18 protein-coding genes are annotated in these 14,407 nt (G+C 70.2%); 14 read left to right on the forward strand and 4 right to left on the reverse strand.

Translation table 11 applies throughout. The features are described 5' to 3' along the window. Positions 1 to 16: 16 nt before the first annotated feature. Positions 17 to 868: a phosphatase PAP2 family protein gene (locus LCF40_RS06505; protein WP_224827823.1), complete on the reverse strand. Its 852-nt coding sequence runs from the start codon at positions 866 to 868 to the stop codon at positions 17 to 19. A gap of 96 nt (positions 869 to 964) precedes the next feature. After that, entirely contained in the window at positions 965 to 1,696 is a 732-nt protein-coding gene (locus LCF40_RS06510) for an Sjogren's syndrome/scleroderma autoantigen 1 family protein (protein WP_224827824.1), read from the reverse strand. 118 nt (positions 1,697 to 1,814) lie between these two features. Here LCF40_RS06510 and LCF40_RS06515 point away from each other — a divergent pair, with 118 nt between their 5' ends. The 11 genes from LCF40_RS06515 (at position 1,815) to LCF40_RS06565 (ending at position 10,583) form a co-directional block, all read left to right on the forward strand. Then, a complete protein-coding gene (locus LCF40_RS06515; protein ID WP_114576863.1) occupies positions 1,815 to 2,204 on the forward strand; it encodes a DUF7522 family protein in 390 nt (129 codons plus the stop codon). A gap of 41 nt (positions 2,205 to 2,245) precedes the next feature. Then, entirely contained in the window at positions 2,246 to 2,743 is a 498-nt protein-coding gene (locus LCF40_RS06520; protein WP_224827825.1) for a DUF5813 family protein, read from the forward strand. 48 nt (positions 2,744 to 2,791) lie between these two features. Continuing rightward, positions 2,792 to 3,844, forward strand: a complete 1,053-nt coding sequence (locus LCF40_RS06525) for an AI-2E family transporter (RefSeq protein WP_224827826.1) — start codon at positions 2,792 to 2,794, stop codon at positions 3,842 to 3,844. An 83-nt stretch (positions 3,845 to 3,927) separates the two neighbouring features. Further along, a complete protein-coding gene (locus LCF40_RS06530; protein ID WP_114576866.1) occupies positions 3,928 to 4,080 on the forward strand; it encodes a 50S ribosomal protein L39e in 153 nt (50 codons plus the stop codon). Between the two features lie 2 nt (positions 4,081 to 4,082). Next, the gene (locus LCF40_RS06535; protein WP_114576867.1) at positions 4,083 to 4,361 is read left to right on the forward strand and encodes a 50S ribosomal protein L31e; all 279 of its coding nucleotides are present in this window, start codon (positions 4,083 to 4,085) and stop codon (positions 4,359 to 4,361) included. Between the two features lie 5 nt (positions 4,362 to 4,366). After that, entirely contained in the window at positions 4,367 to 5,032 is a 666-nt protein-coding gene (locus LCF40_RS06540) for a translation initiation factor IF-6 (protein WP_224827827.1), read from the forward strand. 123 nt (positions 5,033 to 5,155) lie between these two features. Further along, on the forward strand, positions 5,156 to 5,623 hold the full coding sequence (pfdA, locus tag LCF40_RS06545; RefSeq protein ID WP_224827828.1) for a prefoldin subunit alpha: 468 nt from the start codon (positions 5,156 to 5,158) through the stop codon (positions 5,621 to 5,623). A 9-nt stretch (positions 5,624 to 5,632) separates the two neighbouring features. Beyond that, positions 5,633 to 7,096 carry a signal recognition particle-docking protein FtsY gene (gene ftsY, locus LCF40_RS06550; protein WP_224827829.1) on the forward strand — a complete coding sequence of 488 codons (1,464 nt, stop codon included), beginning with the start codon at positions 5,633 to 5,635 and terminating at the stop codon, positions 7,094 to 7,096. An 83-nt stretch (positions 7,097 to 7,179) separates the two neighbouring features. Next, positions 7,180 to 7,431: a phosphoribosylformylglycinamidine synthase subunit PurS gene (purS, locus tag LCF40_RS06555; RefSeq protein WP_224827830.1), complete on the forward strand. Its 252-nt coding sequence runs from the start codon at positions 7,180 to 7,182 to the stop codon at positions 7,429 to 7,431. A gap of 90 nt (positions 7,432 to 7,521) precedes the next feature. Continuing rightward, on the forward strand, positions 7,522 to 8,196 hold the full coding sequence (gene purQ, locus LCF40_RS06560; protein WP_224827921.1) for a phosphoribosylformylglycinamidine synthase I: 675 nt from the start codon (positions 7,522 to 7,524) through the stop codon (positions 8,194 to 8,196). Between the two features lie 104 nt (positions 8,197 to 8,300). Beyond that, entirely contained in the window at positions 8,301 to 10,583 is a 2,283-nt protein-coding gene (locus LCF40_RS06565; protein ID WP_224827831.1) for a PAS domain S-box protein, read from the forward strand. 1 nt (position 10,584) lies between these two features. On the opposite strand, the gene LCF40_RS06570 is transcribed toward LCF40_RS06565, so the two are convergent. Then, a complete protein-coding gene (locus LCF40_RS06570) occupies positions 10,585 to 11,679 on the reverse strand; it encodes an archaeosine biosynthesis radical SAM protein RaSEA (protein ID WP_224827832.1) in 1,095 nt (364 codons plus the stop codon). Positions 11,680 to 11,759: 80 nt separating this feature from the next. Here LCF40_RS06570 and LCF40_RS06575 point away from each other — a divergent pair, with 80 nt between their 5' ends. Next, entirely contained in the window at positions 11,760 to 12,020 is a 261-nt protein-coding gene (locus tag LCF40_RS06575) for a hypothetical protein (RefSeq protein ID WP_114576875.1), read from the forward strand. Here the strand turns inward: LCF40_RS06575 and LCF40_RS06580 are convergent. After that, positions 12,002 to 12,217: an HVO_0649 family zinc finger protein gene (locus tag LCF40_RS06580; RefSeq protein WP_114576876.1), complete on the reverse strand. Its 216-nt coding sequence runs from the start codon at positions 12,215 to 12,217 to the stop codon at positions 12,002 to 12,004. The genes LCF40_RS06575 and LCF40_RS06580 overlap by 19 nt on opposite strands. A gap of 78 nt (positions 12,218 to 12,295) precedes the next feature. Between LCF40_RS06580 and LCF40_RS06585 the strand changes: the two genes are divergently transcribed. After that, complete coding sequence (locus tag LCF40_RS06585; RefSeq protein ID WP_224827833.1) at positions 12,296 to 14,158, forward strand: bacterio-opsin activator domain-containing protein; 1,863 nt, start codon at positions 12,296 to 12,298, stop codon at positions 14,156 to 14,158. A gap of 42 nt (positions 14,159 to 14,200) precedes the next feature. Next, the gene (locus tag LCF40_RS06590; protein WP_114576878.1) at positions 14,201 to 14,395 is read left to right on the forward strand and encodes a DUF1328 domain-containing protein; all 195 of its coding nucleotides are present in this window, start codon (positions 14,201 to 14,203) and stop codon (positions 14,393 to 14,395) included. Positions 14,396 to 14,407 lie beyond the last annotated feature (12 nt).

The raw sequence follows: 14,407 nt of genomic DNA on the forward strand, positions 1-14,407 counted from the left end.
CTCGTCTCCGACCGCATCAATCGCCCGCGTCGGAAGGGACCCCCTCGCCGTGGTCGGCGGGGATCGAAACCCCGCCGGCGCCGTCCTCGAGCCGGGCGACGAGGCGGCGGGCCGCGTGGACGGAGCCGACGCCGAGGGCGACGCCGGCCACGACGTCGACCAGCCAGTGGATGCCCAGGTACATCGTCGAGAGGACGACGCCCGATCCCACGACCGCGGCGATGGGGTACCACCGGGGGTACTCCCGGCGGGACCACCACGCGAAGCAGACGACGACGACCGCGAGCGACGTGTGCAGCGACGGGAAGACGTCCGTGTTCGCCGACATCGCCGCCGTGAGGTCCTGGGTCGCCGGGTAGGCGACGTACATCAGCCCCTCGACGGAGGCCAAGTGGTTCCGCGGGCCGTAGGCGATGACGAGGGTGTAACAGATCGCGCCGACCACGTAGTTCAGGAGGTACGCGACGAGGAGTTCCTTGAGACGGCGCCCGGTGGGCGAGAGGAAGTAAAGCACCGGCGCGGTCGCGATCAGAAACGGGAACCCGAACATGTACATCGCCGCGAAGAACTCCAGGGTCGCTCCGGGGACGACCTCCTGGAACGCGGGGACGAACCCGCCCTCGATGGCGTGGAGTTCGTCAGTGACGTCCCAGCCCAGTGCGCGCGAGATCCGCAGACTGTAGCCGTCCGTCGCCCGCTTGGCCAGAAAGCAGACGGCGGCGGCCCCGAGATACGGCGAGACGTCCCGGAGCCGATCTCCGACGCCGACCGAGCGGAGCTGTCGGGGGGTCAGACAGAGCGCACACGTCATCGACAGCCCGGTGAGGACGACCAGGACAGTCAGCACCGCGATCGGGATGAACGCCATACGTCATCCGATCGGCCGACCCACTCAGTTAAAGATACCTATTACGAACGACATGTAGCGGCGCGCTTCGGAGCCGGCGCGTGCGGGCCCCGCCGATCAGCGAAGCGCCGCGAGCGCCTCGCTCGCCTCGCGGGCGGCCGCGAGACACTCCTTGGCGTAGCGGGGATCGTCGGTCGCCGCGGCCTCCGCCGAAAAGCGCTCCAGGGCGGCGATCAGCGACTCGCGGGCGTCGGCCTCGCTCCCGCCGGCGGGAGTCCGGTCGGCAGCCGGTTCCGTCGGGGCCCTCGACGCTCCGGACCGATCCGGGGGGGAGGCGTCCCGGGAGGGCGTCGCCCGCGGTCCGCCCCGGTCGGCCCGCTGACCCGGGTCCGACGGACTCGTCTCGGGGCGGTTCCCGTGGGGCGGAGTCGCCCGCTCGTCGGCTCCGGCCGGGGCTGGCTCGGATCCCCCCGACTGGCCCCCGGGTTCGGCGGCCCGACCCTCCTCGCCCTCGCCCGGGCTCGAGACGTCGATCTCGGTCGCCCCGCCTGCGTTCCCGGGCCCCGTTGGGGCTCCCTGCCCCTGAAGCTTTCCTCCGGCCTGGTTCTCTGCCTCCTCGACGCCGGTGCCCTCGACGCCCTCGGGTCCGCCGTGACAGGACGGACAGAAGGTGACGCCGTTCTGGCGAAAGAGGGGGTCGCCACAGGTGCCACAGTGGGTGTTGGTCATCGTCGCACCCTTCAGGAGGAGGTCGCTCATCCGCTCGGTCGCCTGCCGGTCTTCGGCGTCGTCGCCGTACTTCTCCCGGAGCTTCTCGCGTTCGGCCTCCTTGTCGAACTCGTCGCTCATACGCGCCGGGACGGGCTCGAGCGTCGAAAAACCTCCGGCCCCTCGCGGGGGGATTGCGTGGAGCCACGAGAGTAGGCACATCCGACCCTATAAGACCCCTCCGGGCGAACGTCGGGGCATGGATTCGGGGTTACTGCCGGACGAGATCGCAGAGCGCATCGTGACGACCTCCCGGACGGCGGTCGGCGACAGCCTCCGGTCGGTGACCTACTTCACCCGCGACGACTTCGAGCAGCTTTATCTCCGAAGCGACCTGGAGCGCGACGCCGACCTCTCGACGTTCATCGGCCACGAGTGGCGCGGCTTCAAGACGGCCCAGACCGCCTACGAGGGCTCCGAGCTCGGGGATTATCGCTACACGATCCGCGTCTTTGACAACGGCTTTCTCATCCGGGTCACCTCCGACCGCGAGGGCGTGTTCGCGACGACCGATGGGCTCACGATGAAGGACTTCGAGGAGGTCGCGACCGCCCTCCGGTCGGTGCTGGCGGAGCGAGACCGGCCGTAGGAGCGCAAGGTCCTTGGCCGAACCGACCCTCGATGGGAGCGATGACCGACGACTCTGCGGACGCGTTCGCGCGCCACGAGGCCTTCGAGCGCCGTGAGGACGACCGGGAGGGGTACGACCTGACGACGACCGTCCTCGAGACGGCGGTCCGGCCCCACGAGGAAGTCGAGATCACGGTGACGGTGCCGAGCCTGGACGCCGCCGTCGCCGGCGAGACGGTCGCCGACGTCGTCGCCGACGGCTGGTTCGAGACCCTCGAGCGTCGCCTCGCCGACGCCTACCGGGTCGCAAGCGGGGAGGGCGAGGGGCCGACGGTCGAACGCGGCGCCCGCGAGATCCGGGTCCGCTTCGCGTACGACTCCCCGCGGCCGGCCGCCGACGCGAAGGCGCTGATCGAGTACGTCGAGGGCACCTACGTCCAGGGGCTGATCCCGGGCTACGAGTATCGCGGGCCGGCCGGGGCGCTCCTCTCGGCCGCCAAGGAACGGGGCGAGCAGGGGGCGGAGTCGGCCGGGGAGGGATCGGAGCCGCCGGTCTGAGATCGTGTATCACGGGCGCTTTTGGTGGTGGATCGCCCTGGGGGGACCATGGTCGCACGCGCCGGGCGGTCCGAACGGACCGCACTGGGGATTTTCGCGCTCACAAGCGTCGCCCTCGCCGTCGCCGTCGTCCTGCCGTACGTCCAGTACGTCCTGCTCGGGGCCCTGCTCGCGTACGTGCTCGCGCCCGCCCAGCGGAGCTTGGAGAGTCACGTGGGTTCGACGACCGCGGCCGTGGGCCTCATCAGTGCCGTGGTCGTCGTTCTCATCCTCCCGGTCGTCTACGTCCTCGTGGTGGCGATCCGGCAGGCCTCCGGGCTCCTGGGCGCGGTCCAGCAACAGGGGTTCGACCCGACGGCGATCGAACGCCAGCTCGAGGGGAGCGGCTACCGGATCGACCCCGACGTGCTCCGGACCGCCGTCGCCGACTACGAGGAGGAGATCGGGACGGGGATCCAGGGGCTGGTGACGGGCGTCTTCGACGTCGTCGGGGGGATCCCCGCGATCGTCTTCGGGCTCACGGTCACCGTCTTCGTGCTCTTTTCGCTGCTCCGGGACGGCGACCGGCTGATGGGGTGGCTCCGCGAGGTCGCCCCGGTCCGGCCGGCGGTCCAGGCCGAACTGCTCGCGGAACTCGACCGGCTGATGTGGGCCTCGGTCGTCGGCAACGTCGCCGTCTCGGCGATTCAGGCGATCGCGCTGGGGGTCGGCCTCTGGGCGCTCTCGGTGCCGGGGGTCGTCTTTCTCACCGTCGTCACCTTCGTGCTCGCGCTCCTGCCGCTGATCGGCGCCTTCGGGGTCTGGGTCCCGGTCTCGGTCTACCTGCTCGTGATCGGGCGGCCGGGAGCCGCCGCCGCCCTCGTCGTCTACGGCTCGCTGGTCAGCGCCTCGGATACCTACCTCCGGCCCGCGCTCATCGGCCGGAGCGGCCCGCTGAGCGCGGCGGTGATCGTCGTCGGCATCTTCGGGGGCGTCTCCGTGTTCGGCGCCGTCGGCCTCTTCGTCGGCCCCGTCGTCGTCGGCGCCGCGAAGGTCGGGATCGACCTCTACGCCCGCTACGGCCTCGAGGGGCTGGGGACGCCCGCCCCCGACGATCCGTAGTCCCGACGCGGGCGGAGGCGGCCGAGCGGGCGGTAAGCGGGATGGACAAGATTTTATGCCGGCGCGGGCTACGAGTGGCCACTATGGGCAAGAAATCCAAGAGCAAGAAAAAGCGGCTCGCGAAGCTCGAAAACGAGAACAGCCGCGTCCCGGCGTGGGTCATGCTCAAGACCGACATGAACACCCGGCGCAACCCCAAGCGGCGTAACTGGCGGCGCAACGACACCGACGAGTAACCATGAGCGCCAGTGACTTCGAGGAACGCGTCGTCACCGTTCCCCTCCGCGACGTCAAGAAGGGGGCGAACCACGAGGCCGCCGACCGGGCGATGACCATCGTCCGCGAGCACATCGCGAAACACTTCGCGGTCGAGGAAGAGGCCGTCCGCCTGGATCCCTCGATCAACGAGGCCGTCTGGGCCAACGGCCGGTCGAACCCGCCACGGAAGCTCCGGGTTCGCGCCGCGCGGTTCGACGAGGCCGGCGAGGCCGTCGTCGAGGCCGAGTTCGCCGACTAACCCGCGTGCTTCGCACCACATTCGCCGGCTCGTCGTACGTCGGCGTCTTCGCGAGCGCGACGGAAAGCGCCGTCCTCGTCCGTCCGGACGCCGACGAGGACGTCATCGAGTCGATCGCCGACGAACTCGCGGCCCCCGCGGTCGCGACGACCGTCGGGGGCTCCTCGACGGTCGGCGCGCTCGCGACCGGCAACGAGAACGGCCTGCTCGTGAGCAGCCGCGTCCTTGAGTACGAACGCGACCGACTCGAGGAGGCGATCGATCGGCCGATCACGGAGCTGCCGGGCTCGATCAACGCCGCCGGGAACGTGGTCCTCGCCAACGACTACGGCGCCTACGTCCATCCCGACCTCCCGCGGGAGGCAATCGGGGCGATCGAGGACGCCCTGGAGGTCCCCGTCGAACGCGGCGACCTCGCGGGGGTCCGAACGGTGGGGACGGCCGCGGTCGCCACCAACCGGGGGGCGCTCTGTCACCCGAAGGCCACCGACGCCGAACTCGACGCCGTCGAGGAGGCCCTGAACGTCCGCGCGGACGTCGGGACGATCAACTACGGCGGTCCCCTGGTGGGCTCGGGCCTGCTCGCGACCGAGGCCGGCTACGTCGTCGGCGAGGGGACGACGGGACCGGAACTGGGCCGGATCGAGGACGCGCTCGGCTACATCGACTGACGGCCGATCCCGACGGAAGGGAAGATTCTTCCGACTGCCCGCCGCAGGTAGGCGTATGAGTACGATCCAGCAGATCGAGGAATCACGACGCCAGTTCCGGACCGTCGTCGGGGTGTCCGACCGATGAGCGGCCGACAGGAGCTCCAGCAGCTCTCCCAGCAACTCGAGGAGGTCGAAGGCGAGATCGAGGGACTCCAGGCGACCGTCGAGTCCATCCGGGAAGAACAGAACGAGGCCGACGAGGCGATCGAGGCGATCGAGACCCTCGAGTCGGGCTCGACGGTTCAGGTCCCCCTCGGCGGGGGCGCCTACGTCCGCGCGGAGGTCGCCGACATCGACGAAGTGATCGTCGAACTCGGCGCCGACTACGCCGCGGAGTTCGAACAGGAGGGTGCGATCGACGCCCTCGAGAGCAAACAGGAGAACCTGGAAGACCGGATTGAGGAGGTCACCGAACAGATCTCCGAGCTCGAAGCCGAGAGCGCCCAGCTCGAACAGCAGGCCCAGCAGGCCCAACAGCAGGCGATGCAACAGCAGATGCAACAGATGGGCGGTCAGGGCGGCGGGCCGGGCGGTCCCGACGAGCAGTAACCGCCAGCCATGTTCGATAGTCTAAAGGAGAAGCTCGGGAGCTTCCGCGACGACGTCGAGGAGACCGCTGAGGAGAAGGCCGAGCCGGTCGAGGAGGGCGAGACCGACGCGGAGACGCCGAACGCGGACCCGGAAGCGGAGCTTCCAGAAACGGACCCCGACGTCGGGGTCGAGGGAACCGACGCGACGACCGGAGCCGGGACAGAGCCGGACTCCGAGGCGGAACCCGGGTCGGGAGAACGCGCCGACCTCGACGCGGAGTCGGGGACGGACGAACCCGATCCCGGCCGGGAGTCGGCGCCCGTCGCCGGCCCCGGCGAGTCGGGACCGACGCCGGCGGGCGAAACCGAGACGGATGCCGAGAGCGCGGACGCGACGGCCGCGGCCGCCGACTCCGGAACGGCCGTCGAGGACGCCCCGGAGGGCGGTTCCGAGCCGTCGATCGACCCCGATCACGGCGTCGCGGGCGAGGACGACCTCACCGGGGAGGCCGAAGCCGCCACGCACGACGGCGAGGTGTCGGCCGACGCCGACGAGAGCGAAGGCGGGGACGACCCCGAGGAGGACGTCGAGGAGTCGAACGCCACCGGCTTCGGCCGGAAGGCCCGCTCGCTCGTCCGCGGGAAGTTCGTCATCGAGGAAGAAGACGTCGAGGAGCCCTTAGAGGACCTCGAGCTCGCGCTCCTCTCGAGCGACGTCGAGATGGGAGTCACGGAGGAGATCTTAGAGAACATCCGCGAGGAGCTGATCGGCGAGACCCGGCGGTTCCGGGAGTCGACCGGCGAGGTCGTCGAGGACGCACTGAGGGAGGCGATTCACGACGTGATCAGCGTCGGCCAGTTCGATTTCGAGCAGCGGGTCGCCGACGCCGACAAGCCTCTCGTGATCGTCTTTACGGGCGTCAACGGCGTCGGAAAGACGACGACGATCGCGAAGCTGAGCCGGTACCTCGAGGAACGGGGCTTCTCGTCGGTGCTCGCCAACGGCGACACCTACCGGGCGGGCGCCAACGAGCAGATCCGCGAGCACGCCGCGGCCCTCGATCGGCGCCTGATCGCCCACGACCAGGGCGGGGACCCCGCGGCGGTGCTGTACGACGCAGTCGAGTACGCGGAGGCGAACGACGTGGACGTGGTTTTGGGGGACACCGCGGGTCGGCTCCACACCGACGAGGGGCTGATGGACCAACTCGAGAAGATTGATCGGGTGGTCGGTCCCGACATGGCGATCTTCGTAGACGAGGCGGTCGCGGGCCAGGACGCGGTCAACCGCGCCCGGGAGTTCGACGCGGCCGCCCCCTTCGACGGCGCCGTCCTGACGAAAGCCGACGCCGACTCCAACGGCGGCGCGGCGATCTCGATCGCCCACGTTACCGGAAAACCAGTCCTTTTCCTGGGGACCGGCCAGGGGTACGACGACCTAGAGCGGTTCGATCCCGACCGGATGATCGACCGGCTGCTGGGCGAGGAGTAGCCGACGGCGCCGCGAGATACACGTTCGTGCATCCTCCGAGCGACCCGAAAGCGTTTTTGAGCACGCTCGCGGGGGTTCGAGTAATGACCGCCTACACCGCGACGGTGACGGTCCGGCTCAAACGCGGCGTCCTCGACCCGGAGGCCGAGACAACCCGGAAGGCCCTCGAGCGACTGGGGTTCGACCTCGAGGAACTCCGGGCGGCCGACCGCTTCGAGATCGACCTCGATGCGGACTCCGAGGAGGAGGCCGGAGAGCGGGCCGAGAAGATGGCCGAGCGGCTGCTCGCGAACCCGACGATCCACGACTACAGCGTGGAAGTCGAGGGGCGATGACCCGGGCGGTCGCGGTATCGAGGTGGCGGCTGTGACGGTCGCGGTCGAGACGACGACGCCCGTCGGTCCCAACACCGGAGGGTGGCAACTGTGACGGTCGCGGTCGTCCGCTTCGGCGGCTCGAACTGCGACCGCGACGCCGCACGCGCGCTCTCGTATCTGGGGATCGAAAACGAAGTCGTCTGGCACGAGGACGGGCTCTCGGAGGACGTCATGGGTGTCGTCCTTCCCGGGGGATTTTCCTACGGCGACTACCTCCGGGCGGGGGCGATGGCGGCGCGCTCCCCGATCATGCGGGAGGTCCGGGAGGCCGCCGACGCGGGGGTTCCGGTGCTCGGGATCTGCAACGGCGCCCAGATCGGCTGCGAGTCGGGGCTGACTCCCGGCGCGTTCACCACCAACGAGAGCGCGCGCTTCCAGTGTGAGCCGGTCCACCTCCGGGTCGAACGTGCCGACACGCCCTGGACGGCCCGCTACGAGGCGGGCGACGTGTTGGAGATCCCCATCGCCCACGGCGAGGGCCGCTACGAGATCCGCGAGGACCGTCTGGCCGAACTCGAGGCCGACGACCGCGTCCTCTTTCGGTACTGCACGCCCGAGGGCGAGGTGGCACCGTCTTCGAACCCGAACGGCTCGCGGGGTGCGGTCGCGGGCGTCCTCGGCGAGCGCGAGACCGTGGCGGTGTTGATGCCCCACCCCGAGCGGGCGACGCTGCCCTCCGTCGGCACCACCGACGGCGGGGGAATCCTCCGTGGGTTCGCCTAAGGGCCACGAGCCGGTCCGTCTCTCCGAGCGCGCGAATTTTCCAGGTGGTTTAAGTGAACCGCGGTCCTGACCCGACGGAAGATGAGCGACGGACGACGGTACCGATGACAAGACCGGCACGCGTCCTCTCCGTGGGCCCGTCCTCGCGGGAGGTCGTCGCCGAGGTCTTCGGGAGCGTCGACTGCGTCCGGACGCTTGCCGCGTGTCTCTCGGCCCTGGAGGGCGACGGCTACGACTGCGTCGTCGTCGATTCCTCGCTGCCCGACGCGACCGGACCCGAAGTCGTCGAGGCGATCCGGGAGACGCGTCCGGGCGTCCCGCTCGTGGTCTGGACCGACGGAACGGACGTGCTCGCGGGCGAGGTGATCGCAGCGGGTGCGGACGGCTACGTCCCGAAGTCGGCGGGGGTCGGGACGCTCGCCGAGCGGGTTGCCGGGGTGACCGAGCGGGTGGCGACCGGCCTCGACTCCGGGGCGGACGATCTCGACGACGCATACGCCTCGGGGATCGTCGAGGCGATCGGCGACGCCATCTGCGTGCTCGACCGGGAGGAGGTCATCCGCCGGGTCAACGACACGCTCGCCTCGCTTTCGGGCTACCCGCGCGAGGAACTCGTCGGCGCACACGTCTCGACGATGCTCACCGCGGAGAGTTTGGAGCGGGGACGAAGCGAGATCGCGACCCTGAGAGCGGGCGAGCAGTCCGCCGTGACCTACGAGCAGACCATCGAGACCCGGTCGGGCGAGCGGATTCCCTGCGAGGTGACGGCAGCCCTGCTCCGGGAGGGAGGTGCGGTCATCGGGATCGCGGCGGTCATCAGGGACGTCCGCGACAGAGTCGAGATCGAACGGGAGCTGTGGGCCCGAAGGCGAAAGACGACCGCGCTCCACGAGGTCGCCTCGACCCTGGAGGACTGTGGCAGCGAGGCGGAGGTGTTCGAGACGGCCGTCGCGGCCGCCGAGGAGGTTCTGAACTTCGACGTCTGTGCGATCGACCGCGTCGAGGGCGACCGGCTCGTGAAGGCGGCGCTCTCCTCGAAGCTGACGGACGCCGACATTAGGCAGGAGTTCTCGATCGACGAGGGGATCGTCGGGAAGACCTACCGGAACGGGCGGACCTACCGGATCGGCGACGTCGCGGCGGACCCGGACGCCGAACCCGTCGAGGAGAAGTTCCGGTCGGTGTTGAGCGTCCCGATCGGCGAGTGGGGCGTCTTCCAGACCGTTTCGACCGAACCCGACGCATTCGACCGGAGCGACCGGGAGCTCGCCGAACTGCTCGTCGCCCACGTCGCCGACGCCCTGGATCGGATGGCCTTCGAGTCGCGCCTTCGCGAGGAACGCGACCGGTTCGCCGCACTGTTCGAGAACGTCCCCGACGCGGTCGCGAGCGTCCGTCATGAGGGAGACGAGGCGATCGTCGAACGGGTCAACCCCGCCTTCGAGCGGGTCTTCGGCTACGACGAGTCGACGATCGCCGGCGAACCTCTCGATCGGTTCGTCGTTCCCGACGGGGACGACGAGGAGGCCGAGGCGGTCAACCGTGCGGGCGCCGACGGCGCGGTCGTCGAGCGGGAGGTCCGCCGGCGGACGGCGGCGGGGATCCGCGAGTTTCGCCTCGAGATCGTCCCGATCGAGACCGACAGGGAGACGAGCCGCTCGTTCGGCGTCTACACCGACATCACCGAACGGAAACGCCGCCGGCAGCGTCTCGAGGTGTTGAACCGCGTGCTCCGCCACGATCTCAGAAACGGACTGAACGTCATCGACGGCTCCGCCGTGACCCTCGCCGAGTCCGTCGACGACGACGATCGGGAGTACGTCGAGACGATCCGCGAGCGCGCGGGCGACCTCCTCGAGCTCGCCGAGACGACCCGCGACATCGAGCGGAGCTTCGATCGCGCCCCCGCGGCTGCGGGCCCGGTCGACGTGGTCGCCGCCGTCAGGGAGGGGATCGACCGGGCCACGGCGACGGCTCCCGGGGCACGGATCGAGGCGTCGCTTCCCGATCGGGCCGAAGCGCGTGCGGGCGGGGTCTTGTCGACGGCGATCGCCCACGTGATCGAGAACGCCGTCGAACACGCCGGCGAGGCGCCGACGGTCGAGGTTCGCGTCGAGACGACCGACGAGACGGTCACGATATCGGTCGCCGACGACGGTCCGGGCGTCCCGGAGGTCGAACGCGAGATCCTCGCGGGCGGGGAGATCACCCAGCTCCGCCACGCCAGCGGGCTGGGGCTGTGGCTCGTCAAGTGGGCCGTCGGCCAGTCGGGCGGTGAGCTCTCCTTTTCGGAGAACGACCCCCGCGGGACGGTCGTCACGCTCGAGGTGCCCGCCGCCGACCCGCCGGGAGAGCGCGCGACCGGCGGACCGGACAGGGCGGGCTGACTCAGCGGACGAGGGGCTGGTTGTAGCCCGTCTCGAGGCTCATCACGGCGTCCCAGGTCGCCTCGCAGTCACAGGAGACCTGCTCGAACACCGAGGGGTCCTGACGGAGATCGAAGTCCTTGATCGCGGTCTGGACGCGGTCGTCACACTCCCCGCAGTTGTGGGCGCCCCGGTCGGAGCCGTGGCCGACGGGGTCGGAGACGACGATGGCGTCGGCGTCGGCTGTTTCCTCCAGAACGTGGGCGACCGACCAGAGCCACGGCGGCCGGTAGCCGTCCCGGAAGTGCAGATCGTCGACCATCGTGTAGCGCTGGACGTTACACGGGTTCATCGAGACGGTGTGACAGCCCGGAACCTCGCTACAGCGCTCGATCGAGGAGATCATGTCCGCGACCGCCTCGGGCTCGGCGAGGAAGGGCGGTTTCATCAGGAGGTAGGCCTTGATTCCGGCCGTGGCGTCGGCCTCGGCGTCGGCCACGGCGGCCTCGGCGCAGGCGTCCTCGAAGTCGGCGAACTCGAAGTACTTGTTGACGCAGTCCTGGCGCACCCGATCGGTCGCGGTCTCGAGGCCCACGGCGACGTCCGTGTCCAGGCCGTGCCCGGTGAAGTCGGCGATCTTCTCTCTCTCGACGAAGTCCGGCAGGCTCTCGACGACGATCCGCTCGCGGTCGGCAAAGGCGTCGGCGATCGCCTTCCGGGAACGTGCGCCGACCTCCCGTTCGTCGAGAAAGGAGCCGGAGGTGTAGATCTTGATGAGGTCGGCGGGCTCGTCGGCCTCCTCGGCTTCGTGATCGAGACAGACCTGGATCTGGTCCATCAGGGCGTCGTGGGAAACGCTGCCGCCCTCGACGCTCTCGGCGACGTAGCCACACATCGTACAGCCGCCGGCGCGGGCCCACCGACAGCCGCCCGTGTTCAGGATGATCGTCAGGCTCTCCATGACGCCCTCGGGGGTGTTGTCCTCGTCGACCCAGACGCGGGTCGGCTCGTGGGGGTCGTAGCTCTCCTCGCGCCGGGCGCGGATCTCCCGCATCGCCCGGTTGTGGGCGTCCATTCCCTTCCCCTGCTCGTAGACCTCGGGCGTGGGTTGACTCATTGCCGGAGAAAGCGCCCGCGGGCCTAAAGCGGCTTCGTCCCGCCGTGGCGGTTAAGCTCACTGGCGACGTACCGATGCCCATGACACCGCTCCCGAGGCCGGCGAATCGACGGACCGACCGGCGGACGGCACGGTCGGCGACGGAGGCACGCGTCGCGGAGCTTTCCGACCGCCTCGAGGCGACCGAACGGGATCTCGAGCGGCTCCGGAACGCCCTCGACGGCGTCGCCCGCGAACGGGGGACGTCGGTCACCGTGCCCTGTCGGTGCGGGCGGAGCCTGTTGCTCTACCGCGAGGGGATGCTCTCGTGTCCGAGCTGTGACTACCGGCGGCCGGTGTAGCCGTCCAGACGCACCGTCTTCGTCTCGTGGGCGCCACACGACGGACAGGCGTACTCGTACCGGACGCGGCTACCCGCGGCGGTCACCCGCCAGCCGCCGTCGGGGTCGCGGTGGCCACACGCCCGACATCGGAGTTCGTCGTCCTCGAGGCGTTGCCGGAGCCTGTCGAACGGCGAGCGCGCTCGTTGGACTGCCATATGGTACCATAGATCATTATCGATCATAAAGCTATGCGTGGCCCCCATCTTTAGGCCCACCCCTCCGTATGGAGGGTCATGGCCAATATCGACGGAACGCCCGGCGGACGGGGATCGGGCGAGCCGGGGGCCGCGCGCGCGGCGCTCGACTCGCTTATCGATCCGGTCGTGGCGGTCGAGGAGGGACGGCTGAGCTACGCCAACGCGGCCGCCGTCGAGGCGTTCGACCTCCCGCCCGACCCCGCGGGAGGGTCCGCGGCGGAGCTGGCGTGGTGGACGGCCGTCGAGCCCGAGATCCGGGAGGCGACGATCGGGACCGCCCGCGAGGTGTCGGGGGAGGCCCTTCCCGCGCCCGCGCGGATCCACCGCCAGGACGGCGGCGCGACGGTCACGTTCGACGGCGACGGCGGGCCGCCGGCTCGCGATCGGGCGGTCAAAGACCGCGCGATGAACGAGGCGCCCGTCGGGATCACGATCGCCGACGCCGAGAGTGAGGACGTCCCCCTGGTGTACGCCAACGAGGCCTTCGAGCGCGTGACGGGCTACCCCGTCTCGGAGGTCGTCGGGCAGAACTGCCGATTTCTCCAGGGCGAGGAGTCCGACCCCGAGGCGATCGAGGCGATGTGGCGGGCCGTCGAGGAGGCCGAACCCGTCACCGTCGAACTCGTCAACTACCGGAAGGACGGCACCTCCTTCTGGAACGAGGTGACGATCGCGCCCGTTCGCGAGGCGGGCGAACTGACCCACTTCGTCGGCTTTCAGAACGACGTCACCAAGCGCAAACGCGCCGAGCTCGCCCTCGAGCGCCGCACGGCCGAACTCGAACACGTCCTCTCGCGGATCGAGGGGCTGGTGCGGGACGTGACCGCCGCGGCCGCGGGCGCGACCGACCGGCCGACCCTCGAGACGGCGGTCTGCGAGCGGATCGCCGAGGAGGCGGGCTACGAGGGCGTCTGGATCGGCGAGCGCGACGCCGGCCGGGGGACGATCGAGGTACGGGCGAGCGCCGGGATCGATCCCGAGGCCCTCCCGCTGAACGCGGACCATCCGGCGCCCGAAGCGATCGGCGAGGGCGAGGCCCGTCTCGGCCCCGAGGAGGCCGCGTTCCCGCTGGTCCACAACGACGTCGAGTACGGCGTGTTGGTCGTCCGGGGCGGGGCGATAGACGACCGCGAGCGGGCGATCCTCTCGGCGCTTTCCCGCGCGGTCGCAAGCGGGATCAACGCCCGCGAGACGAGCCGTATCCTCGAGACCGACGCGATCGTCGCCGTTTCCCTCCGGATCGACGACCGGGGGTTCGCACCGGCGGCGCTCTCGGCGGCGGCCGACTGTCGCCTCGAGTACCGCCGCTCGACCCATCTCGCCGAGGAGCCCGCCGCCCTGTTTACCGTCTCGGGGGCGACGCCCGGGGCCCTCGAGGACGCCGCGGCGAACCTGGAGGGGGTCTCGGTCCGGACGGTCGTCGAGCGGGGGACCGAGGGGAGTCCGGAGCTGCTCGTCGAACTCAGGACCGAGGAGCCGGGGTTCGTCGAGTGGCTCTCGACCCGGGGCGGGGTCGTTCGCTCGATCTCCGCCGGGGACGGCGAGGCGGACGTGGCCCTCGAGCTCCCGGCGGCGGCCGACGTCCGGGCGGTCGTCGAGGCGATCGAGGAGCGCCATCCGGGGACCGACACCCGGTCGATCCGCCGACACGAGCGGGCCGGCGAGACCCGCGCGGAGTTCGCGAGCCGGCTGGAGGCCGACCTGACCGACCGACAGCTCGCCGCCCTGCGGCGGGCGTATCTCGGGGGCTACTTCGAGTGGCCCCGACCGACGACCGGCGAGGACCTCGCCGAGTCGATGGGGGTCGCCCGCCCGACGTTCCACGAGCACCTCCGCACCGCAGAACGGAAGCTGTGTGCGGCGCTCTTCGAGGGTGACGAGCCCGGAGACACGGCATAGGACGGCACCGAGGTTTATATTCCCGGTCTCCGTAGGCGAGGTATGTTCGATGCTATCACGACGATCCCGCTCCAGATCGGCGGCGGCGGCTTCCTCGAGCTGGCGATCGTGTTCTTCGTGCTCGCGATCATCGCCGCGGTCGTCGGGGCCCAGGGCGTCGCCGGGATCACGATGGAGATCGCACGCATCTTCGTGTTGATCTTCATCGTGCTCGCGATCATCTCGCTGGTGCTGTAACGGGCGACACCC

Source organism: Saliphagus infecundisoli (assembly GCF_020177375.1).
GTDB lineage: Archaea > Halobacteriota > Halobacteria > Halobacteriales > Natrialbaceae > Saliphagus > Saliphagus infecundisoli.

What these genes read in the sequence shown, in the direction of transcription:
- LCF40_RS06510 (WP_224827824.1), bottom strand. Translation starts at nt 1,696, where the DNA reads ATGAGCGACGAGTTCGACAAGGAGGCCGAACGCGAGAAGCTCCGGGAG.
- LCF40_RS06515 (WP_114576863.1), top strand. Translation starts at nt 1,815, where the DNA reads ATGGATTCGGGGTTACTGCCGGACGAGATCGCAGAGCGCATCGTGACG.
- LCF40_RS06585 (WP_224827833.1), top strand. Translation starts at nt 12,296, where the DNA reads ATGGCCAATATCGACGGAACGCCCGGCGGACGGGGATCGGGCGAGCCG.
- LCF40_RS06565 (WP_224827831.1), top strand. Translation starts at nt 8,301, where the DNA reads ATGACAAGACCGGCACGCGTCCTCTCCGTGGGCCCGTCCTCGCGGGAG.
- LCF40_RS06575 (WP_114576875.1), top strand. Translation starts at nt 11,760, where the DNA reads ATGACACCGCTCCCGAGGCCGGCGAATCGACGGACCGACCGGCGGACG.
- LCF40_RS06580 (WP_114576876.1), bottom strand. Translation starts at nt 12,217, where the DNA reads ATGGCAGTCCAACGAGCGCGCTCGCCGTTCGACAGGCTCCGGCAACGC.
- LCF40_RS06535 (WP_114576867.1), top strand. Translation starts at nt 4,083, where the DNA reads ATGAGCGCCAGTGACTTCGAGGAACGCGTCGTCACCGTTCCCCTCCGC.
- LCF40_RS06590 (WP_114576878.1), top strand. Translation starts at nt 14,201, where the DNA reads ATGTTCGATGCTATCACGACGATCCCGCTCCAGATCGGCGGCGGCGGC.
- purS (WP_224827830.1), top strand. Translation starts at nt 7,180, where the DNA reads ATGACCGCCTACACCGCGACGGTGACGGTCCGGCTCAAACGCGGCGTC.
- LCF40_RS06520 (WP_224827825.1), top strand. Translation starts at nt 2,246, where the DNA reads ATGACCGACGACTCTGCGGACGCGTTCGCGCGCCACGAGGCCTTCGAG.
- ftsY (WP_224827829.1), top strand. Translation starts at nt 5,633, where the DNA reads ATGTTCGATAGTCTAAAGGAGAAGCTCGGGAGCTTCCGCGACGACGTC.
- LCF40_RS06505 (WP_224827823.1), bottom strand. Translation starts at nt 868, where the DNA reads ATGGCGTTCATCCCGATCGCGGTGCTGACTGTCCTGGTCGTCCTCACC.
- LCF40_RS06530 (WP_114576866.1), top strand. Translation starts at nt 3,928, where the DNA reads ATGGGCAAGAAATCCAAGAGCAAGAAAAAGCGGCTCGCGAAGCTCGAA.
- pfdA (WP_224827828.1), top strand. Translation starts at nt 5,156, where the DNA reads ATGAGCGGCCGACAGGAGCTCCAGCAGCTCTCCCAGCAACTCGAGGAG.
- LCF40_RS06570 (WP_224827832.1), bottom strand. Translation starts at nt 11,679, where the DNA reads ATGAGTCAACCCACGCCCGAGGTCTACGAGCAGGGGAAGGGAATGGAC.
- LCF40_RS06525 (WP_224827826.1), top strand. Translation starts at nt 2,792, where the DNA reads ATGGTCGCACGCGCCGGGCGGTCCGAACGGACCGCACTGGGGATTTTC.